Raw genomic sequence first — 18,648 nt, forward strand, 5'->3', positions numbered from 1 at the left:
GTGTCCGAGAGGACTTAGCCGTTCACGCTGTCTTTCAGCGCTTTGGCGATGGTCATCTTGACGACCTTGTCCGCCTCTTTCTTGAACTGCTCACCGGTGGCAGGGTTGCGCACCATGCGCTCGGGGCGCTCGCGGCAGTAGATCTTGCCAACGCCGGGCAGAGTGACTGCGCCACCGCCCGATACTTCCTTGGTGATCAGCCCGCAGATCGCGTCCAGCGCGCCGCCTGCGGCTTTCTTGTCTGTCCCCATTTCTTCGGCCAGCGCGGCGACGAGTTGGGTTTTTGTCATTGGTTTTGCCATTTTCTGGTCTCCTTCGTCTGCCCGAGTTCTTGGGCCTCTGTCCCGCATTGTAACGGAATGTTGTGCGAACACACAACGAATAGTGGCCCAAGGCAAGTGAAAAACAGGCGTTTTCGGCGGTTTTCGGCGGGTAAACCGCCCAGTGACCGCCGATCACCGGCCCGTTATGGCCCGGTCACAGGAATGCCGTCTCGTCAAAGGACCGCAATTTCCGGCTGTGGATGCGTTCCAGCGGCATTTTGCGCAGGTGTTCCATGGCCCGAATGCCGATCATCAGATGCCGCGCGACCTGCTCTTTGTAGAAATTTGACGCCATGCCGGGCAGTTTCAATTCGCCATGCAGCGGCTTGTCCGACACACAGAGCAACGTGCCGTAGGGCACCCGGAACCGGTAGCCGTTGGCGGCGATGGTCGCGCTTTCCATATCCAGGGCGACGGCGCGCGATTGCGACAGACGCTGCACCGGTCCGTGCTGATCGCGCAATTCCCAGTTCCGGTCATCATAGCTGGCCACCGTGCCGGTGCGCATGATCCGCTTTAGCTCGTAACCCTTAAGCTGGGTGGTCTCGGCCACCGCCTCTTCGAGCGCGATCTGGATTTCTGCCAGCGCCGGGATCGGCACCCAGGGCGGCAGGTCGGTGTCGAGCACGTTGTCCTCGCGCAGGTAGGCATGGGCCAGCACAAAGTCGCCCAGCGCCTGCGAATTGCGCAGACCCGCGCAGTGCCCCACCATCAGCCAGGCATGCGGACGCAACACGGCGATGTGGTCCGTGGCCGTTTTGGCGTTGGACGGGCCGACCCCGATGTTGACCAGCGTGATGCCCGACCCGTCCGCACGCTTGAGGTGGTAGGTCGGCATTTGCGGCATCTTGGGGCTGGCGGGCAGGTCCTGATCACCGGCTGTGATCTCGGCGTTCCCGGTCGACACAAAGGAGGTGTAGCCACTGTTTGGATCGTCCAGTTGCGCGCGGGCATAGGCCTCGAATTCAGAGACGTAAAACTGGTAGTTCGTGAACAGCACGTGGTTCTGAAAGTGGTCCGCGTCGGTCGCCGTGTAGTGTGTCAGGCGCGCCAGCGAATAGTCGATGCGCTGGGCGGTGAAGGGCGCAAGCGGGCCGATGCCATCGGGCGACTCGTAAGTGCCGTTCACGATGTCATCGTTGGTGTTGCTCAGGTCCGGCACATCAAACACGTCGCGCAACGGAAAGGACGCGGCCCCCTGCTGTGGCACGGTGATGTCGGGGTTGTTGGCCACGGCAAAGTGGACCGGCATTGGCGTGTTGGAATACCCGATCTCGACCGGTTGCCCGTGATTGGTGATCAGCAACCCGATTTGTTGGGTCAGGTAATTGGCAAACAGGTCGGGCCGCGTCACGGTCGTGGCATAGGTGCCGGGGTCCGACACATGGCCAAAGCTGAGGCGCGTATCAACCTGTGCATAGGTCGACGTCGTCACGCGGATTTCGGGGTAGTAGGCGCGCACGCGCCCCTCGGGTGCGCCCTGCTCCATCGCCTGCTGAAACTGCTGGCTCAGGAATTGGACGGCGTCATCATACAGCTCGCGCAGGTGCGCGACGGCTGCTGTGGCATCGTGAAATTCGATGCGGCCGCGGCCGCCTTGTTCAAGGGTTCTCATGTTGTTGGCTCTAGGACTGGAATGAAATCAAACGTGCGGACATCGACCAGTCCCAGGTCAGAGATGCGCAGTTCAGGGATAACGACAAGCGCCAGCAGCGAGTGCTGCATATACGCGTTGTTCAGGGTACAGCCGCAGTCGACCATGGCCGCAACCATCTGGTCCGCCTTGGCGGCAACGTCTTGGGCGGGGCTGTCGGACATAAGGCCCGCGATGGGCAGTTCGACCAGCGCCAGTTCTGCGCCATCGCGGAAGATGGTGATGCCACCCCCCACTTCCGCCAGCCGGTTGGCAGCCAGCGCCATCTGGTCGCGGTCGGTGCCCACGACGATCATGTGGTGGCTGTCATGTGCCACGGTCGAGGCCATGGCCATCTTGCCGGAGTAGTTGAACCCGGACACCAGCGCGTTGGTCACGCCGCCGGTCGCCCGGTGCCGTTCGACCAGCGCGATCTGGCAGGTGTCGCCGTGCGGTTCGACCTTGCCGTCGTGCACCGGCATATCACGCTTCAGCGCCTTGGTCGGGGCCTGGTTTTCAACCACGCCGATCACGTTTGCCGTGACCGAATTGCGCCCCTCAGGGGCCGCGATTTCGAAATCCGCGGCGGTTTTGGGTGCACCCATGTTCACCGTCTGCCGGGCTTTGGCCGGCCAGTCGAGATGCGGACAGTCCGCCGTCAACGCACCGTCGACCGCGACCGTCTTGCCGCGCGCGATGACCTGTTCGATGGGCAATGTCTTGAGGTCAGAGGTCAGGATCACATCGGCCCGGCGTCCGGGGGTCAGCGACCCGATCTCGCGCTCCAGCCCGAAATGGGTGGCGGTGTTGATCGTCGCCATCTGCAACGCCACCAGCGGGTCACAACCGCAGTCGATGGCGTGCCGCACCACGCGGTTCATTTGGCCGTCGTTGACCAGCGTCGCGGAATGGCAGTCGTCCGTGCACAGGATCATGTTGCGCGGGTCGAGCCCCTTTTCCGTGATCGCGGTGATCTGCGTCTCGACATCATACCACGCGCTGCCCAGCCGGATCATCGACCGCATGCCCTGCCGCATCCGGGCAATGGCGTCGGCCTCGCAGGTGCCTTCGTGATCATCCGCCGGACCGCCCGCCACATAGGCCGCGAAATCGGGGCCAAGATCGGGCGAGGCATAGTGCCCACCCACCGTCTTGCCCGCGCGCTGGGTCGCCGCGACCTCGGCCAGCATCTGGGGATCGGCGGCGGCCATGCCGGGAAAGTTCATCATCTCGCCCAGACCGATGATACCGGGCCAGCCCATCGCTTCGGCCACGTCCTCGGCGCTGATCTCGAAGCCTGTCGTCTCCATCCCCGGTGCGGAGGGCGCGCAGGACGGCATTTGTGTCCAGATGTTCACCGGCTGCATCAGCGCCTCATCGTGCATCAGGCGGACACCTTCGAGGCCCAGCACATTGGCGATCTCGTGGGGATCGGTGAACATGGTGGTTGTGCCGTGGGGAATGACGGCTGCGGCAAATTCGGCGGGGGTCAACATGCCCGACTCAATATGCATATGTCCGTCGCACAGGCCGGGGATCATATAGCGCCCCTGCGCCTCGATCACCTCTGTTTCCGGGCCGATCTGCGCAGAGGCATCCGGCACGACACAGGCGACGCGTCCGTGTTTGATTGCAATATCGTGGTCAGGCAGCGCCTCACGCGTGTGTACGTTGACCCATATGCCACCACGTATGACGGTATCCGCAGGCGCACGGCCAGCAGCAACATTCACAAGGTCAGGGGCGACATCGGGCCACGACGGAAAGGCAGTCGGGAAAAGGTCATGTTCCATGTCCCAATGGATCAAGTTTGGCGGGCAGGCGCAAGGGGGGCTGACGCGATGTCGTCAAAGCTTCATTATTTTCGCCGGTGACTTGACGTGATCGCGCGCACGGGAAACTGTCGAAGGATGGATTACGAAACGATAGACGCCGACAGTTTTGGCCGGAACCTGCGCGGGATCGGTCTGAACCTGCTGGTGCGGGATGTGGGCGCGCAGGTGGCCTTTCTCGAAACCGTGTTCGACATGCAGGCCCATCAGCCCACCGCAGATTTCGCGATCATCACCTATGGCAATGAAGTGTTTCAACTGCACAGCGACGGGACCTATCATTCCAACCCGCTTCTGAGCCTCTTGCCGGAAACACCGCCGCGTGGGACAGGCATTGAAATACGGCTGTACGACACGGACCCGGACATCGCGGCAGGGCTCGCGGAAGCCGCAGGCGGCACCATCCTGCAACCCGCGACGGACAAGCCACACGGCCTGCGCGAGGCGTTCATCCTGTGCGAAAACGGATACGCGTGGGTGCCATCGCGGCCCAAGGACTAGAGGGGGAACCAACAGTTGCTTTTGAACAACCCCTATGTGCCCGGCATCGTCTACGGGTTCAGCATCGTCGCTCTGGCAGCGGCCCTTGGCCTGATCATTGTGGTGTTTGCCTTTTACGGTCGCACGCGGGACGTCTATGGCGACACGGCGGAGAAACAGCGCTGGACCCTGCTGATGGGATCGTGGCGCGACAGCCTGCTGATCACTGTTTTGTACACGTCCGATGCGTTTCTCTATAAATTCGCGGAACTGAATGGCCTCGCGCAGGCCTATTTTCTGACCGAAGTTCACATTCCTTTCCTGCTGCAACCCGTGCTTGGCCTCGCTTTGCACAGCCTGATCTTTATGATCACGATCATGCGGATCATCGTCATTTCCAAGTGGCTGGCCGCGCAAAAGGCACCGGCCTGAAGGTCGCAGACAGGACAGGCTTTTGAGTTGATCGCAGGCGGCGGTCGCTGGCACCCTCGTGCCGAACACAAGGAGACGTCCAATGACTGTCACAGATTTGCGCCCGAACATGGACCACTGGCAGGACCGCGTGGACCTGGCCGCAGCGTTTCGATGGACCGTGCGCCTGAACATGCACGAGGCGGTCGCGAACCATTTCTCCTTTGCCATCAATGACGACGGCACGCGGTTCCTGATGAACCCGAACCAAATGCACTTTTCCCGGATTAAGGCGTCTGACCTGATCGAAGTGGACGCCAACGACCCCGCCAGCATGGAAGGGCCGGATGCGCCTGACCCGACCGCATGGGGACTGCACGGCGGGATGCACCGGCACTGCGCCCACGCGCGATGCGCGATGCACGTCCATTCGCCCTATGCGACGGCACTTGCGGCGTTGGCAGACAGCACCTTGCCCCCGGTCGACCAGAACGGCTGCATGTTCTTTGACCGGGTTGTGGTGGACGACAACTATGGCGGTCTGGCGTTCGAAGAAGAGGGCGAACGCTGTGCGCGTTTGTTCGATGACCCAAAGAAAAAGGTCATGGTGATGGGCAACCACGGCATCATGGTGATTGGTCAGACCGTGGCGGAAACCTTTAACCGCATGTTCTATTTCGAGCGCGCCTGTCAGACCTATCTGCTGGCCTTGCAGACGGGCAAACCGCTGCGGTTGATCCCCGAGGACATCGCCGAAAAGACCGCACAAGAGATCGACGACTACCCCGAACAGGATGAACGCCATCTGGCAGAGCTCAAGGCCATTCTGGACGAAGAAGGGTCAAACTATGCCAACTGATGCCGACAGCCGCGAGGCCGGGCGCTGGAACCATCGGCCACCCACACCCATTGCGCAGAACCCGTTGTTTCAATGGCCGCCCCGTCCCATGGCGATCTTTCGGTGGTACGCGGCGTTCTGGTTTGAAATCTCGACCACGACGCTGTGTCTGGTGCTGGCATTGCTGGCCTATTTCCTGATCCTGCCCCCGCTCGAGGCGATGCAGTCCCTGGAATGGGGCTGGGCCATGCGTGTGTGGATGGCCAACCTTGTGCCTCAATGCCTGATTGCGGGGGCGTTGCACCACTGGCTGATCACCGCCCGCAAACAGGGCGACGCCTCGAAATTCGATCCGCGCGATCAGAACCGTTCCAATGGCACGTTCACATTCAACAACCAGGTTCTGGACAACATGTTCTGGCACATCGCCAGCGGCATCACCCTATGGAGCGCGGCCCAGATCCTCGTGTTCTGGGCCATGGCCAACGGCTGGGCACCCACTTTTATGTTTCCAGACAACCCGGTCTGGTTTGTGATGTGTTTTGTCCTCATTCCAATCTGGAGCAGCTTTCATTTTTACTGGATCCACCGCGCCCTGCATTGGCCGCCGCTCTATAAATTGGCGCATTCCCTGCACCATCGGAATGTGAACATCGGGCCATGGTCCGGCATTGCCATGCACCCGGTTGAACACCTGATGTTCTATACGAACTTTGCCATACACCTGATCGTGCCCAGCCATCCGCTGCACCTGATGTTCCATGGCTACGTGCAGTCCACGCATCCCGTCTTTAGCCATTCGGGGTTCGAAGAACTGGTCGTGAACGAGACGCCCCAGATGCGGATGGGAGTGTTCTTTCACCAACTGCACCACCGCTATTTCGAGTGTAACTACGGCACTGTCGAAATGCCGTGGGATCGGTGGTTTGGCAGCTACCACAACGGCACAGGTCAGGCGACCGAAGAGGCCCGCGCGCGCAAAACGCAGATGTACACCTGAGGCAGAGTCAGGCCTTGCGGAACGCGACCAGGAATGCCGTGTCCTTGGCGTGCGGTCCGGTGGCGTCGGGGCCATAGATCGACACCTCCGTATGGCTCAGGTCCGTGATGGTGTCGCCCAGCGCTTTGATCTTGGCCTCAAACCCTGTGGCAGCGTAGTGCAGCGCGTTGACCGACACCACGATCCAGCCCCCTTGGCGCATAACGGCCAGCACGGGGTCCAGCCCATCCGGGCCGACATGCCCGTTGGTAAAGGTCCCGGAACTGACCGCGCCCTGATACACCTGAGACGTTTGCAGCGGCTCAAGAATGTTGCCGACAAAAAGGTCCCGGTAGACCCCCTTGGTCCGCGCGGTGTCTAGCATCTGGGGTGAAATATCCACGCCGTCGACCGGACCGATGCCGCGCCTGGACAGTGCCTCGGCGCACAGGCCCGTGCCGGCGCCGACATCCAGAACCGGACCGTGCCCACCGATCAACGCAAAATGGCGCGCAACCTCGGCCGGCAGCACATAGTGGTTCGCACTGGCGAAATCGCGGTCATAGCTGTCGGCCCAGGCCCGGTACAATCGCACCGAATCTGCCGGGGTTTTCAACGCATAGGCGCTGTCCAGGTCGGGATCATCTGACATGACATGACTTTGACCAACCCATGATGGCATTGGCAAGCCTTGGGGCTTGTCCCCGCGGGGACAGTCGGTACGAATGGCATATGACCAAGACGCTTCTTTCCTTTGGGCACGGCTATTCCGCGCAGGCACTGACCAAACTGCTGCTGCCTGAGGGTTGGCGGATCATCGGTACAACCCGGACGGCCGAAAAGGCGGAAACGCTGGCTGCAACGGGCATTACACCCCTCGTGTTTCCCGGTGACGACGTGGATCGGGCCATTCGGGAAGCGACGCATCTGCTGATTTCTGCGGGGCCGGATGCGGATGGCGATCCCGTGCTGCGCGCGGTCGGCACCCAGATCGCAGCGCGCGCGGCGTCTTTTGAATGGGCGGGGTACCTGTCTACGACGGGTGTTTACGGTGATCACAGCGGCGGTTGGGTGGACGAGGACACGCCCCTGTCCCCATCGACACGGCGCGGGCAGTGGCGCAAGGATGCAGAGGCGGCGTGGTCCGCCATCCCCGGTTTGCCCCTGCATATTTTCCGATTGGCGGGCATCTATGGCCCCGGTCGCGGCCCATTTGCCAAGGTGCGCTCTGGCACCGCGCGGCGGATTATCAAACCCGGTCAGGTGTTTTCCCGCATCCATGTCGAGGACATTGCCCAGATCGTGCAGGCGTCCATTCGTCACCCCAATCCGGGCACGGCCTACAATCTGTGCGACGATGACCCCGCACCGCCTCAGGACGTGATTGCACATGCCGCTGACCTGCTTGGGTTGCCCATCCCCCCGGCCGAGGATTTTGACACCGCCGAGATGACGCCAATGGCCCGCAGTTTCTATGCCGAGAGCAAGCGCGTGCGGAACGACCGGATCAAGACCGATTTGGGTGTGGACCTGCTTTACCCCACCTACAAGGAAGGGTTGGCGGCCCTGCTGCGCGAGGCGGAGTAGTGTCGGATCACGCCGCAGGCCGATCGCGCAGGACGCGGTAGAGCACCGCGCCCACAACGCCGAAGACAATCAACAGACCAAGTGCCGTGCCAGCATTCACCGCGTAGAACACCGCGCGTTCCGGCAGTTCCATGCTGTTGAGGAACGGATAGGGCAGACCGCTGGTCACTGTGCCTGTGGGCTTTTCGTTGAACCGCTGCACGAACAGCTCGCTCCATGCGACATAGGCGCCGATGATCAGCATGAGCGGCACAACACCGCGCCAAACGCGCCGAAACACGCGCCCGAAAAACAGCGCGTCGATGATCTGAAGCGCGGGGCCAAGGGCGTGCAGGTAGTATTCCAGCCACCAGATGATCGGTCCGCTGCCATTCACCAGTGATGGGTCGGTGAAGTAGAGCCGCCAATACAGGAACACGACCATCACATTGAGAACGGCGGCGCACATCGCGGTCACCTCGTGTCGCCGTGTGATCCGGTGTTCGGTCAGTGCCAGCATTCGGCTGGCGGCATAGAACGACAGAAACAGCGCCCAGATCGTCAAATAGCGGAAGGGGCCGCCCGGACCCGACCACGACCCCAGCACCATTTGATGCAGGCAATAGCCCGCCGCCAAGAGAAACACGATCCAGCGGTAGATGTGGACGGGGCGGCTGTGAATGGACATGGGGCACCTTGGGCGTTGCGGATGCCGCACTGTGGCTGAGATAGCCTGCGCGCGGCAAGCCTCAGGCGCGGGCTTCTCCGATTGACGTCACGCCAAGTACGGCAAGCACTTTGGCCTCGATCTGCTCGGCATTCATGCCTGCGACGGCATACATGTCTGCCGGGCTCGCCTGATCGATGAAGATGTCGGGCAGGACCATGGATCGGAATTTGAGACCTGTGTCGAACACGCCTGCGTCGGCCAAAAGCTGTGCAACATGACTGCCAAAGCCGCCGACGGCGCCCTCTTCGATTGTGATGAGGGCCTCGTGTTTGGATGCGAGGTCCAGGATCAGATCCCGGTCCAGCGGTTTCGCAAAACGTGCATCCGCAATGGTTGGCGTGATGCCTTTGGCGGCGAGGTTCTCTGCTGCTTTCTCGACTTCGGCCAGGCGGGTTCCGAAGGACAGCAGAGCGACCCCCGACCCTTCGCGGATGCGCCGCCCCTTGCCAATCTCGATGGGTGTGCCGCGTTCCGGCATGTCGGCCCCGGTGCCCTCGCCACGTGGGAAACGGAATGCAATTGGCCCTTCGTCATGCGCAGCGGCGGTGGCAACCATATGGGCCAGCTCGGCCTCGTCCGCGGCGGCCATGACTGTAAAGCCCGGCAAGTTGGCGAGGTAGGCCACGTCGAAGGCACCAGCATGCGTTGCCCCGTCGGCACCCACCAGCCCGGCGCGGTCTATGGCAAAACGCACCGGAAGGCGTTGGATCGCCACATCGTGCACCACCTGGTCGTAGCCGCGTTGCAGAAAGGTCGAATAGATCGCGCAAAACGGTTTCATCCCACCAGCCGCAAGGGCGGCGGAAAAGGTCACACCGTGCTGTTCAGCGATGCCCACATCAAAACAGCGGCTGGGATAGCGTTCGGCAAAGAGGTTCAGGCCCGTGCCGTCCGGCATCGCGGCGGTGACGGCGCATACCTTGTCATCTGCCTCGGCCTCTTTGATCAGGTGCCGCGCAAAGACGGAGGTATAGCTGGGCGCGTTGCTGGGCGCTTTCTTTTGTTCGCCGGTGATCACGTTGAACTTGGACACGCCGTGGCCCTTGTCGCGGGCCGTCTCGGCGGGCGCGTATCCCTTGCCCTTTTTGGTCAGCACGTGGATCAGGATCGGCCCGGTTGCCCGCGCCTTGACCGTGCGCAGGACGGGCAACAGTTGATCCATGTCATGGCCGTCGATGGGGCCAAGATAGCTAAAGCCAAGCTCTTCGAACAACGTGCCGCCAACGGCCATGCCCTTGAGCATTTCCTTGGCCCGTTTCGCCCCTTCGCGGAACGGTTCGGGCAAGAGGCTGACCGCGCCCTTGGCCGCCGCCTTGAGGTCCTGAAACGGGTTTTGGGCGTAAAGCCGCGACAGATAGGACGACATCGCACCCACAGGCGGGGCGATGGACATTTCGTTGTCGTTCAGGATGACAAAGAGCCGTTTGCCCAGATGGCCCGCGTTGTTCATCGCCTCATAGGCCATGCCCGCGCTCATGGAGCCGTCACCGATCACCGCGATGGCATCGCCTGCGCCCTCGGGTGGCTGACCGCCCAGGTCACGCGCAACGGCAAAGCCAAGTGCTGCACTGATCGACGTCGACGAGTGCGCCGCGCCAAAGGGGTCATAAGGGGACTCGGATCGTTTGGTAAATCCGCTCAGCCCGTCCTTCATCCGCAGGGTGCGGATACGGTCGCGTCGTTCGGTCAGGATTTTGTGCGGGTAACACTGATGGCCCACGTCCCACACCAGCTTGTCACGTGGGGTGTCAAAGACTGCGTGCAGGGCGACGGTCAGTTCGACCACCCCCAGACCGGCCCCGAGATGGCCGCCTGTTACGGACACAGCCGACACCGTTTCGGCCCGAACTTCATCCGCGATCTGGCGCAGTTGGGCGTCGGAAAAGTGTTTCAGGTCCGCCGGGCGGGTGACCGTATCGAGCAATGGGGTGTTCGGGCGTTCCGTCATGGTGCACTCACGTCTTGCGGGTCACAACAAAGCGGGCGGCATCCCGCAATGTGTCGGCCTCAGCTTGGTATATACTTAATGCGTCGCAGGCTTCGGTCACGAGGGCGTCAGCGCGGCGTTTCGCCTCGTCCAACCCCAGGAGGGACACAAAGGTCGCCTTGCCCGCCTCGGCATCCTTGCCGGTGGCCTTGCCCATCGTGGCCGCGTCACTGGTGACATCCAGAACGTCATCGGCAATCTGAAAGGCCAGCCCGAGCGCGCGGGCATAGGCCTGAAGCGGGCCAATGTCCGCCTGCGCCATGCGCGCACCCGCCGTGGCGGACCATTCGATCAACGCGCCGGTCTTGCCGCGCTGCAAAGCGGTGATTTCGTCCAGTGTCAGCGGCGCGTCGGCTGTTTCCGCAGCAATGTCGAGCGCCTGGCCCAAAACCATGCCCTGCGCACCTGATGCCTTGGCCAGAGATGCGGCCAGATCGGCGCGCACGTCCCCCGAACCTGCATTGTGATGTGTGGCCAGTTCAAAAGCCAGCGTTTGCAGGGCGTCACCGGCCAACACGGCTGTGGCCTCGTCCCATTTGACATGCACGGTTGGGGCGCCGCGCCGCAGATCGTCGTCGTCCATGCAGGGCAGGTCATCATGCACAAGCGAATAGGCGTGCAGCGCCTCGATACCCGTGGCGGGCCAGATCGCGGCAGATGGGTCAACCCCGTGCAAATGCGCGCTTTCCAACACCATGAACCCACGCAACCGTTTGCCGCCGTTGGTCGCATGCGCCATGGCGTGCACAACCGGCAGATCATCCAACGCGCCCAGAACGCCATCGAATTGCGCCTGAATGGCGGTGGCCGCGTCCTTCAACCGCTTTTGAAACATGGCTCAGAGATCGCCCGTGGCTTTCAACCCTGTGGGGTTTCCATCCGCATCCAGCGTGATGGCCGCCACCTTTTCCTCGGCTTCCTTCAACTTGGTCTCGCACCGGGACTTGAGCGCGGCACCGCGCTCATAGAGCTTGATCGAATCGTCCAGCGCCACATCGCCCCGCTCCAACTGGCCCAAGACCTGTTCCAGTTCGGCCATCGCTTCTTCAAAGCTCATCTCGTCTACGGGGCGGTCGGTCATAGGGTAGCCTTTATCAGCGATTGGACATGGGCGCGGGCGCAAAGCGCGAGTGCATCCAGATCATAGCCACCTTCCAGCACCGACACCACCCGGCCCTTGCACAGGTCTCGTGCAGATTGTGCGATCATATCTGTTAGACGCGTGTAGGTGTCCGCAGTCCAGTTCAGTTGCGCCAGTGGATCATCCTGATGCGCATCAAAGCCTGCCGAAACAAGGATGAGATCGGGCGCATGTTTCGCCAGCGCCGGTATGACAAGGCGCTGATACTCTGCGATGGCATGCGCCCCGTCCGTCCCCGGCGCGAGGGGGATGTTCAGCACCGTTCCATGCGGGCCGCGATCACTTGCGACGCCCGTGCCGGGCCAGAGCGGCATTTGTTGCGAGGTGATGACCAGAGCACGCGGATCGTCCTGCAACAGGGCCTGCGTACCATTGCCGTGGTGAACATCGAAATCCACGACGGCAACACGGGACAGCCCGCGCGCCTCCAACGCATGTTTGGCGGCAATCGCCACGTTGCCAAAGATGCAGAACCCCATTGGCAAGGACTGCTCCGCATGGTGTCCGGGTGGGCGCATGGCAACAAAGGCGTTCTGCACAACCCCGTCCAGAACCATGTCGACCGCATGCACCGCGCCGCCCGCTGCACGCCAGATGGCATTGCCCGAAGTGGGGCACAAAAACGTCTCGGCATCCGTGTCCCGATCAAGACCCGCAAACCCGTCGGCAGGCATCTTGGCACGCACAGAGTCAATGTAGTCCTGCGGATGACACAGGGCGATCGACGCATCCTCTGCCAAGGGTGGATCCACACGCAGCACATCCAGATCTGCCAACGCCTTTTGAATATAGGCCAGACGCGCCACCTGCTCGGGCATGCCTGTCGGCGTCACATGCAACAGACCATCAGCATGGGTCAGCAGCGCAGTGCTCATGGCTTCATTGTTCCAAAAATATGCAAATCCAAAGGCCTCAGTCCGGCGCCAGCATGTAGCCTGCACCGCGCACGGTTTGCAGATATCGTGGCTGCTTGGGGTCGCTTTCGATCTTGCGCCGCAGCCGGGTGATCTGCACGTCCACTGCGCGTTCCTGCGCCTGTCCTCGGTCGCGGCCCAGATCCTCAACCAGCTTGGCGCGGCTGATGGCCTCTCCGGGTTGGGCCGAGAAAATCTTCATCAACTGCATCTCGGTCGCGGTCAGGCGCACAAGGTCTGCCCCCTGCCACATCTCGCCCCGTTCCATGTCATACCGGATCGGACCCAAGGTCAGGATTTTGGGCGTCGCCTCTTCGGCGGGGACATCCGGCACGCGGCGTAGAATGGCATTGATCCGCAGCAAGAGCTCTTTGGGCTCGAACGGTTTCGCCAGATAATCGTCCGCCCCGGCCTCAAGCCCTTCGATCCGGTTGTCCGTCTCACCCTTGGCGGTCAGCAACAGGATGGGTGTGATATGGGTCTCGCGCAAACTGCGGCAGAGGCTCAGACCGTCCTCGCCCGGCATCATCACATCAAGGACAATCATGTCGAAATCCAGACCGGCCAGAACCCGGCGGGCATGTTCGGCGTCCCGCGCGGCGGTCACGAGAAAACCGTTCCGCATCAGGAATTTCTGCAACAGTGTACGGATGCGTTCGTCGTCGTCGACGATCAACAGATGTGCGTCAAAATCCATCAAGCCCCACTTTCCTTGAGCCTTGTGTAGGTGCGCTGCATCTCTGTGTCCATCATGGCCTCAAGAACCGTGCGGAACCCCGCCACAGCATCCGGCCCCGCATCGCGGAATGCGGCGCGCATACGGGCCCGTTGCGCATCGGACAGACGGCCTTCGAGCGTCCGGCCATCTTCGGTCAGAAACAGGTGGCGTTCACGCTTGTCAGTCTGGCCCACGCGGCTTTCCACAAGGCCGTCGGCAATCAACGTGCGCAGGACCCGGTTGAGGGACTGCTTGGTCACGCCGAGGATGTTCAAGAGGTTGTTGACGGTAGTACCCGGCGCGCGATTGATAAAGTGGATGGCCCGGTGATGCGCCCGACCGTAGGCCATGTCGGTCAGGATACGGTCCGGGTCTGCCGTAAATCCACGATATGCAAAGAACATCGCCTCGATGCCCTGGCGCAATTGCTCATCCGTCAGAAACAGCAGGTTTTCCCCGCTGATCGAACCACTTGTGCGTCCGTCGGCCATGCCGTTCACCGTCCCTGGTGTCTTGTTTGGCGGACAGTTTATGTCAGCCTTGTTGACATTCCAATAGCGAAGGGCTATCGAATCGCAGGTTTTGCGCAACTTTATGACCGTTTCGGACTTAGTCGCGCAACTTATGTAAAAACGGAGGGTGCCATGGCTGGCTATGATGATCGTGATGGGAAAATCTGGATGGACGGCCAGATGGTCGATTGGCGCAGTGCCAATGTCCACGTCCTGAGCCATGCCATGCACTATGCCTCGTCGGTGTTCGAGGGCGAGCGGGCCTATAACGGCAAGATCTTCCTGAGCCGCAAACATTCGGAACGGCTGCACTTTTCCGCCGGAGAGCTGGATTTCCAGATCCCGTACACGGTGGACGAGATCGAGGCCGCCAAGCAGCAGGTGCTGACCGCCAATGGCCTGACGGATGCGTATGTGCGTGCGGTGGCCTGGCGCGGTGCGGGCGAGGACATGGGTGTCGCATCCGCGCGCAACCCCGTCCATCTGGCCATCGCGGCATGGGAATGGGGCAGCTATTACGGCGACGCCAAGTTCAAGGGCGCCAAGATCGACATCGCCAAGTGGAAGCGCCCCAGCCCCGAGACGATCCCGGTGCACGCCAAGGCCGCGGGCCTCTACATGATCTGCACCACGTCAAAGCATGCGGCCGAGGCCAAGGGATGTTCCGATGCGCTGTTCATGGATTACCGCGGGTACGTGGCCGAATGTACGGGTGCCAACATCTTTTTCGTCAAGAATGGCGAGGTGCACACGCCCAAGGCTGATGTGTTCCTGAACGGTCTGACGCGCCAGGCGGTCATCGGCATGCTCGAAGATCGCCAGATCAAGGTGCACGAGCGGGTGATCATGCCCGAAGAGCTTGAAGGGTTCGAGCAGTGCTGGCTGACCGGCACGGCCGCTGAAGTGACGCCGGTGGGGCAGATCGCCGACTTCAACTTTGAGGTCGGGGCCATCGCGCGCGACATCGCGGAAGGGTACGAAAAGCTCGTCCGGGAATAGGTTTTGGATTTCGAGGCCTTTGCAGAGGCGTGGGAGGCCGCCTGGAACTCCCACGACCTTGACCGCATTCTGGCGCATTACAGCGACGACATCGTGTTCCGCTCACATAAGGCGATGCGACTTGTGGGGACGGGAGAGTTGCGCGGCAAGGCGGCGCTGCGCGCGTATTGGACGCGCGCGCTGGAGGGGCAGCCGGATCTGTCCTTTGTCGTGGTAGACGTGTTGCACGGGCATGGGATGCTGGTGATCACCTATCGCAACCAGCGCGATGTGCTGGCGGCTGAGACCTTGCGCTTTGGCCCCGACGGTCTGGTGATCGAGGCGTCGGCCTGTCACAAGCCTTAACCTTTTGGATCGGTCACGGCCCGTGCGCGGTTGCGGCCACCGCCTAGCTGGCGTTCGCGCCAGATGATGAGGACGCCGCCCAGCACCACAAGTGACGCACCGATCACCGTGGGTGTCGTCGGCAGTTCGGCAAAGATCACGTAGCCGATCAGCGCCGCAAAGATCAGCGAAGCGTAGTCGAACGGGGCCAGCATCGATGCCGCACCAAAGCGGTAGCTGGCCGTGACGAGGATTTGTGCCACGCCGCCCACCAGCCCGGCACCGATCAGCAGGCCCGCATCCACAGTGGACGGCGCGACCCAACCGAAGGGGATGCTGATCAGGCTGAGGACGGTGGCAGTCAGCGAGAAATAGAAGACGATGGCAGCGGTGTGTTCGGTTTTGACCAGGGTGCGGATGTGGATCTGGACCACTGCGCGCAAGAGTGACGCGCCCAGCACCATGACCGCACCGAGCCCTGCGGCCGTGCTGAGGGCATCCGTACCGATGGAGAGGCGCGGCCAGAGCACGATCATCACGCCGACAAGGCCAAGGCCCACAGCGGTGATCCGAAAGATGCGCACGCGTTCGCCCAGCATGACGGCGGCAAGGATCACGGTGAAGATCGGCGTGGCGTAGCCGATGGCCGTCACCTCGGGCAGAGGCAGCAGGGCGAGCCCGCCAAAGGTGAGCGCCATGGCCGACGTCCCGAACAGCCCGCGCCAGATGTGGCCCGTCAGGTTCACCGGCACGAGGGCCTCGCGCATCTCGCCCCGTTGCCAGATCCAGGCAAGGATGATCGGCATGGCAAAGAACGACCGGAAGAACACCGCCTGACCGGCGGGCACGTTCTGAGTTGCCGCTTTGATCATCGCGGCCATCACCATGAACAAAAACACCGCCAACAGCTTGAGGCCGATGGCGGTGCCGGGTCTATTTTGGGTCGAGGGCGCTTTCATGTCCCCCGACCCTTGTCGTGTCGTGAGTGGTTTGGCAAGCCGTCAGTTCAGTTTTGCGACCCCAAGCGGCACACTGAACTTTTCGCACCAGATGTAGACTTCGTTGAAGGCAGAGACGTCGACGCCCGCAGGGACAACAAAGGATTGTCCGCCTGTCAGATTGCCCAGCACGCCGGAATCGGTGTTGCCGTCGTAAAAGCCGTCTTTGCCCAGGCCAACGCGCGGATCAGGTGCGCCGTCGAGGCTGAAATCGTCGGCGAGGACGATGGTGTGGCTGCCGTCATCATTTTTGATCACTTCGACGCCGCCAGTGGTGATGTGGTCAGACGCGCCTGTGAAGGTGCCGGATGCAACGCTGTTTTCAGCGGCTGCGGGGATGGCGGCAAAGCCGATAAAGGCGGCCAGTGTAAATGTAGCGATGGTTTGGATCAGCTTGAGCATGAGTCTCTTCCCTTAGTGGACTGAATGGTTCCGAATGAGGCCTATCTAAAATAAGGAACCGATCAGTACAATACACAGGTTCGTGAATTCTGGACTAATCAGTTCCCAATACTATATGAGGGGGCAATCGCGGAGGAGATCCACATGGCGCGCCCAAGAACTTTCAACACTGACGACGCCGTCGAAAAGGCGATGCAGGTTTTCTGGACCCACGGGTACGAAGGCGCGTCGCTGCCTGACCTGTTGGAAGGTATGGGGCTGACGCGTGGCAGTCTCTACAAGGCGTTCACGGACAAGAAGACGTTGTTCCTGAAGGTCCTCGAGCACTACGAAGGTCAAGCCGTGGATTCAGGTGTCGCAGTGCTGGAAAGCGCGGACATTCCAAATGGGGCGGACCGCATCATGACCGTGTTCACCGGCGCGTACCGTGCGGTCACCGAAGGTGATCAACGTGGCTGTCTGTTGTGTACCGCAGCGGCGGGACCCAGCACATATGACGACGAGATTGCACATGCCGTATCCAAAGGGCTGGGTGCGCTGCGGGATGGGATCTGCGTTGCGCTGCAAGCATCGCCAAAGCATGAAGACATGTCGGACGAGGCGCAGGGCGCTTTGGCGGATATGCTGATCGCCCAATATATGGGTCTGCGCACAATGGCGCGGGCGCGGATTGATACGAATACGCTGCGCAACGCGGTGCGGTCGGTTGGCGTGATGCTGGCCTAGCCGATCGGGCCGCGCACGCCACCCGTCTGACCCCGGTCAAGCAACAGGTGATCGAGGATCACACAGGCCATCATCGCCTCACCTACCGGGACGGCGCGGATGCCGACGCAGGGGTCGTGGCGACCTTTGGTGATGATTTCAGCGGCTTCGCCCGACTTGGTGATCGTCTTGCGGGTTTGCAGGATGGAAGAGGTCGGTTTGACCGCGAAACGGACAACGATGTCCTGACCCGTGGATATGCCGCCAAGAATACCGCCCGCGTGGTTCGAGGAATACTCAGGCCCGTCCGGCCCCATGCTGATCTCGTCGGCGTTGAGCTCTCCGGTCAGCATGGCGGCTGACATGCCTTCGCCAATCTCGACGCCCTTGACCGCGTTGATGCTCATCATGGCTGCGGCCAGGTCGGTGTCCAGCTTGCCATAGATCGGCGCGCCGAGGCCCGCAGGCACACCCCGTGCCACCACTTCGATAACGGCACCGACGCTTGACCCGGACTTGCGCAAACCGTCCAGATAGTCGGCCCAGGTGGCGGCTGCAGCGGCATCCGGCACCCAGAACGGGTTCTGGTCGATCTGGTCCCAGTCAAAGTTTGCCCGGTCCATCTCGTGCGCGCCCATGCGGGTCATGTAGCCCTTGATCTCGACATTGGGGGCGAGGTGTTGGAGTGCGGCGCGCGCCACACCGCTGGCCGCCACACGCGATGCAGTTTCCCGCGCTGATGAGCGGCCACCGCCACGGTAGTCGCGGATGCCGTATTTCTGCCAATAGGAAATGTCGGCGTGACCGGGGCGGAATTTCTCGACGATGTCGCCATAGTCCTTGGACCGTTGATCCGTGTTTTCGATCATCAGTTGGATGGGCGTGCCTGTCGTTTTGCCTTCGAACACGCCGGACAGGATTTTCACCGCATCGGGTTCGCGCCGCTGGGTGGTGTATTTGTTCTGGCCCGGCTTACGCTTGTCCAGCCAATGCTGGATCATCTCGGCATCCAAAGACACCCCCGGAGGGCAACCATCAACGGTGGCACCCAAGGCAGGTCCGTGGCTTTCGCCCCATGTGGTGACGCGAAAGAGATGTCCGAATGTGTTGAACGACATGGAATGCTCCGAAAAACCGACCAAGCGGGCATACTTGG

22 protein-coding genes are annotated in these 18,648 nt (G+C 61.7%); 8 read left to right on the plus strand and 14 right to left on the minus strand.

The genetic code is table 11. The annotated features are described in order from the left end of the window. Nucleotides 1–14: 14 nt before the first annotated feature. From Q0936_RS15215 to Q0936_RS15225, 3 genes are all read right to left on the minus strand, one after another. A complete protein-coding gene (locus Q0936_RS15215; protein ID WP_299143788.1) occupies nt 15–302 on the minus strand; it encodes an HU family DNA-binding protein in 288 nt (95 codons plus the stop codon). A gap of 175 nt (nt 303–477) precedes the next feature. Beyond that, nucleotides 478–1,938 carry an AMP nucleosidase gene (locus Q0936_RS15220; RefSeq protein ID WP_299298835.1) on the minus strand — a complete coding sequence of 487 codons (1,461 nt, stop codon included), beginning with the start codon at nt 1,936–1,938 and terminating at the stop codon, nt 478–480. Beyond that, the gene (locus tag Q0936_RS15225; protein WP_299298838.1) at nt 1,935–3,749 is read right to left on the minus strand and encodes an adenine deaminase; all 1,815 of its coding nucleotides are present in this window, start codon (nt 3,747–3,749) and stop codon (nt 1,935–1,937) included. Before Q0936_RS15225 ends, Q0936_RS15220 begins: the two co-directional genes overlap by 4 nt. Before the next feature lie 117 nt (nt 3,750–3,866). Between Q0936_RS15225 and Q0936_RS15230 the strand changes: the two genes are divergently transcribed. The 4 genes from Q0936_RS15230 to Q0936_RS15245 all read left to right on the plus strand — a co-directional run bounded on the left by Q0936_RS15230 (nt 3,867) and on the right by Q0936_RS15245 (nt 6,517). Then, on the plus strand, nt 3,867–4,289 hold the full coding sequence (locus Q0936_RS15230; protein WP_299298841.1) for a glyoxalase: 423 nt from the start codon (nt 3,867–3,869) through the stop codon (nt 4,287–4,289). A gap of 15 nt (nt 4,290–4,304) precedes the next feature. Then, nucleotides 4,305–4,700 carry a hypothetical protein gene (locus Q0936_RS15235; RefSeq protein WP_299298844.1) on the plus strand — a complete coding sequence of 132 codons (396 nt, stop codon included), beginning with the start codon at nt 4,305–4,307 and terminating at the stop codon, nt 4,698–4,700. Between the two features lie 82 nt (nt 4,701–4,782). Further along, nucleotides 4,783–5,538 carry a class II aldolase and adducin N-terminal domain-containing protein gene (locus tag Q0936_RS15240; protein ID WP_299298847.1) on the plus strand — a complete coding sequence of 252 codons (756 nt, stop codon included), beginning with the start codon at nt 4,783–4,785 and terminating at the stop codon, nt 5,536–5,538. Next, nucleotides 5,528–6,517, plus strand: a complete 990-nt coding sequence (locus tag Q0936_RS15245) for a sterol desaturase family protein (RefSeq protein ID WP_299298849.1) — start codon at nt 5,528–5,530, stop codon at nt 6,515–6,517. Before Q0936_RS15240 ends, Q0936_RS15245 begins: the two co-directional genes overlap by 11 nt. Before the next feature lie 7 nt (nt 6,518–6,524). Here the strand turns inward: Q0936_RS15245 and Q0936_RS15250 are convergent, their stop codons facing one another. Further along, nucleotides 6,525–7,148: a class I SAM-dependent methyltransferase gene (locus Q0936_RS15250; protein WP_299298852.1), complete on the minus strand. Its 624-nt coding sequence runs from the start codon at nt 7,146–7,148 to the stop codon at nt 6,525–6,527. A gap of 80 nt (nt 7,149–7,228) precedes the next feature. On the opposite strand from Q0936_RS15250, the gene Q0936_RS15255 reads away from it, so the two are divergent. Beyond that, entirely contained in the window at nt 7,229–8,083 is an 855-nt protein-coding gene (locus tag Q0936_RS15255) for an SDR family oxidoreductase (protein WP_299298855.1), read from the plus strand. Between the two features lie 7 nt (nt 8,084–8,090). Here the strand turns inward: Q0936_RS15255 and Q0936_RS15260 are convergent, their stop codons facing one another. From Q0936_RS15260 to Q0936_RS15290, 7 genes are all read right to left on the minus strand, one after another. Further along, on the minus strand, nt 8,091–8,750 hold the full coding sequence (locus Q0936_RS15260; RefSeq protein WP_299298858.1) for a hypothetical protein: 660 nt from the start codon (nt 8,748–8,750) through the stop codon (nt 8,091–8,093). A gap of 61 nt (nt 8,751–8,811) precedes the next feature. Continuing rightward, a complete protein-coding gene (gene dxs / locus Q0936_RS15265; protein ID WP_299298861.1) occupies nt 8,812–10,740 on the minus strand; it encodes a 1-deoxy-D-xylulose-5-phosphate synthase in 1,929 nt (642 codons plus the stop codon). A gap of 7 nt (nt 10,741–10,747) precedes the next feature. Beyond that, on the minus strand, nt 10,748–11,614 hold the full coding sequence (locus Q0936_RS15270; RefSeq protein ID WP_299298864.1) for a polyprenyl synthetase family protein: 867 nt from the start codon (nt 11,612–11,614) through the stop codon (nt 10,748–10,750). Nucleotides 11,615–11,617: 3 nt separating this feature from the next. After that, a complete protein-coding gene (locus tag Q0936_RS15275; RefSeq protein ID WP_299143816.1) occupies nt 11,618–11,860 on the minus strand; it encodes an exodeoxyribonuclease VII small subunit in 243 nt (80 codons plus the stop codon). Further along, entirely contained in the window at nt 11,857–12,795 is a 939-nt protein-coding gene (locus Q0936_RS15280; RefSeq protein ID WP_299298867.1) for a histone deacetylase family protein, read from the minus strand. Before Q0936_RS15280 ends, Q0936_RS15275 begins: the two co-directional genes overlap by 4 nt. A gap of 37 nt (nt 12,796–12,832) precedes the next feature. Further along, a complete protein-coding gene (locus Q0936_RS15285) occupies nt 12,833–13,534 on the minus strand; it encodes a response regulator (RefSeq protein ID WP_299143822.1) in 702 nt (233 codons plus the stop codon). Then, nucleotides 13,531–14,043, minus strand: a complete 513-nt coding sequence (locus Q0936_RS15290) for a MarR family transcriptional regulator (RefSeq protein ID WP_299298870.1) — start codon at nt 14,041–14,043, stop codon at nt 13,531–13,533. The genes Q0936_RS15285 and Q0936_RS15290 overlap by 4 nt, the downstream gene beginning before the upstream one ends. Before the next feature lie 153 nt (nt 14,044–14,196). Between Q0936_RS15290 and Q0936_RS15295 the strand changes: the two genes are divergently transcribed. Both Q0936_RS15295 and Q0936_RS15300 read left to right on the plus strand, forming a co-directional pair. After that, nucleotides 14,197–15,063: a branched-chain amino acid aminotransferase gene (locus Q0936_RS15295; protein WP_299298873.1), complete on the plus strand. Its 867-nt coding sequence runs from the start codon at nt 14,197–14,199 to the stop codon at nt 15,061–15,063. Between the two features lie 3 nt (nt 15,064–15,066). Continuing rightward, nucleotides 15,067–15,408, plus strand: coding sequence for a nuclear transport factor 2 family protein (locus tag Q0936_RS15300; protein ID WP_299378227.1), 342 nt, complete (start codon nt 15,067–15,069; stop codon nt 15,406–15,408). Here Q0936_RS15300 and Q0936_RS15305 read toward each other — a convergent pair. Together Q0936_RS15305 and Q0936_RS15310 are read right to left on the minus strand one after the other, a co-directional pair. Beyond that, on the minus strand, nt 15,405–16,346 hold the full coding sequence (locus Q0936_RS15305) for a DMT family transporter (protein ID WP_299296918.1): 942 nt from the start codon (nt 16,344–16,346) through the stop codon (nt 15,405–15,407). The two genes, Q0936_RS15300 and Q0936_RS15305, sit on opposite strands and share 4 nt — an antisense overlap. 42 nt (nt 16,347–16,388) lie before the next feature. Next, entirely contained in the window at nt 16,389–16,787 is a 399-nt protein-coding gene (locus Q0936_RS15310; RefSeq protein ID WP_299143837.1) for a DM13 domain-containing protein, read from the minus strand. A gap of 144 nt (nt 16,788–16,931) precedes the next feature. Between Q0936_RS15310 and Q0936_RS15315 the strand changes: the two genes are divergently transcribed. Further along, entirely contained in the window at nt 16,932–17,513 is a 582-nt protein-coding gene (locus Q0936_RS15315) for a TetR/AcrR family transcriptional regulator (RefSeq protein WP_299296920.1), read from the plus strand. Here Q0936_RS15315 and aroC read toward each other — a convergent pair. Next, the gene (gene aroC, locus Q0936_RS15320; RefSeq protein ID WP_299296922.1) at nt 17,510–18,610 is read right to left on the minus strand and encodes a chorismate synthase; all 1,101 of its coding nucleotides are present in this window, start codon (nt 18,608–18,610) and stop codon (nt 17,510–17,512) included. The two genes, Q0936_RS15315 and aroC, sit on opposite strands and share 4 nt — an antisense overlap. Nucleotides 18,611–18,648 lie beyond the last annotated feature (38 nt).

It is taken from the genome of uncultured Tateyamaria sp. (assembly GCF_947488715.1).
In the GTDB taxonomy this organism is placed as follows: Bacteria; Pseudomonadota; Alphaproteobacteria; order Rhodobacterales; family Rhodobacteraceae; genus Tateyamaria.

Excerpts from the sequence above, each read along its gene's own strand:
- Q0936_RS15290 (WP_299298870.1), bottom strand. The coding sequence starts at position 14,043 with ATGGCCGACGGACGCACAAGTGGTTCGATCAGCGGGGAAAACCTGCTG.
- Q0936_RS15280 (WP_299298867.1), bottom strand. The coding sequence starts at position 12,795 with ATGAGCACTGCGCTGCTGACCCATGCTGATGGTCTGTTGCATGTGACG.
- Q0936_RS15245 (WP_299298849.1), top strand. The coding sequence starts at position 5,528 with ATGCCAACTGATGCCGACAGCCGCGAGGCCGGGCGCTGGAACCATCGG.
- Q0936_RS15255 (WP_299298855.1), top strand. The coding sequence starts at position 7,229 with ATGACCAAGACGCTTCTTTCCTTTGGGCACGGCTATTCCGCGCAGGCA.
- Q0936_RS15250 (WP_299298852.1), bottom strand. The coding sequence starts at position 7,148 with ATGTCAGATGATCCCGACCTGGACAGCGCCTATGCGTTGAAAACCCCG.
- Q0936_RS15305 (WP_299296918.1), bottom strand. The coding sequence starts at position 16,346 with ATGAAAGCGCCCTCGACCCAAAATAGACCCGGCACCGCCATCGGCCTC.
- Q0936_RS15215 (WP_299143788.1), bottom strand. The coding sequence starts at position 302 with ATGGCAAAACCAATGACAAAAACCCAACTCGTCGCCGCGCTGGCCGAA.
- Q0936_RS15270 (WP_299298864.1), bottom strand. The coding sequence starts at position 11,614 with ATGTTTCAAAAGCGGTTGAAGGACGCGGCCACCGCCATTCAGGCGCAA.
- Q0936_RS15220 (WP_299298835.1), bottom strand. The coding sequence starts at position 1,938 with ATGAGAACCCTTGAACAAGGCGGCCGCGGCCGCATCGAATTTCACGAT.
- Q0936_RS15315 (WP_299296920.1), top strand. The coding sequence starts at position 16,932 with ATGGCGCGCCCAAGAACTTTCAACACTGACGACGCCGTCGAAAAGGCG.
- aroC (WP_299296922.1), bottom strand. The coding sequence starts at position 18,610 with ATGTCGTTCAACACATTCGGACATCTCTTTCGCGTCACCACATGGGGC.
- dxs (WP_299298861.1), bottom strand. The coding sequence starts at position 10,740 with ATGACGGAACGCCCGAACACCCCATTGCTCGATACGGTCACCCGCCCG.
- Q0936_RS15260 (WP_299298858.1), bottom strand. The coding sequence starts at position 8,750 with ATGTCCATTCACAGCCGCCCCGTCCACATCTACCGCTGGATCGTGTTT.
- Q0936_RS15230 (WP_299298841.1), top strand. The coding sequence starts at position 3,867 with ATGGATTACGAAACGATAGACGCCGACAGTTTTGGCCGGAACCTGCGC.
- Q0936_RS15295 (WP_299298873.1), top strand. The coding sequence starts at position 14,197 with ATGGCTGGCTATGATGATCGTGATGGGAAAATCTGGATGGACGGCCAG.
- Q0936_RS15240 (WP_299298847.1), top strand. The coding sequence starts at position 4,783 with ATGACTGTCACAGATTTGCGCCCGAACATGGACCACTGGCAGGACCGC.
- Q0936_RS15310 (WP_299143837.1), bottom strand. The coding sequence starts at position 16,787 with ATGCTCAAGCTGATCCAAACCATCGCTACATTTACACTGGCCGCCTTT.
- Q0936_RS15225 (WP_299298838.1), bottom strand. The coding sequence starts at position 3,749 with ATGGAACATGACCTTTTCCCGACTGCCTTTCCGTCGTGGCCCGATGTC.
- Q0936_RS15275 (WP_299143816.1), bottom strand. The coding sequence starts at position 11,860 with ATGACCGACCGCCCCGTAGACGAGATGAGCTTTGAAGAAGCGATGGCC.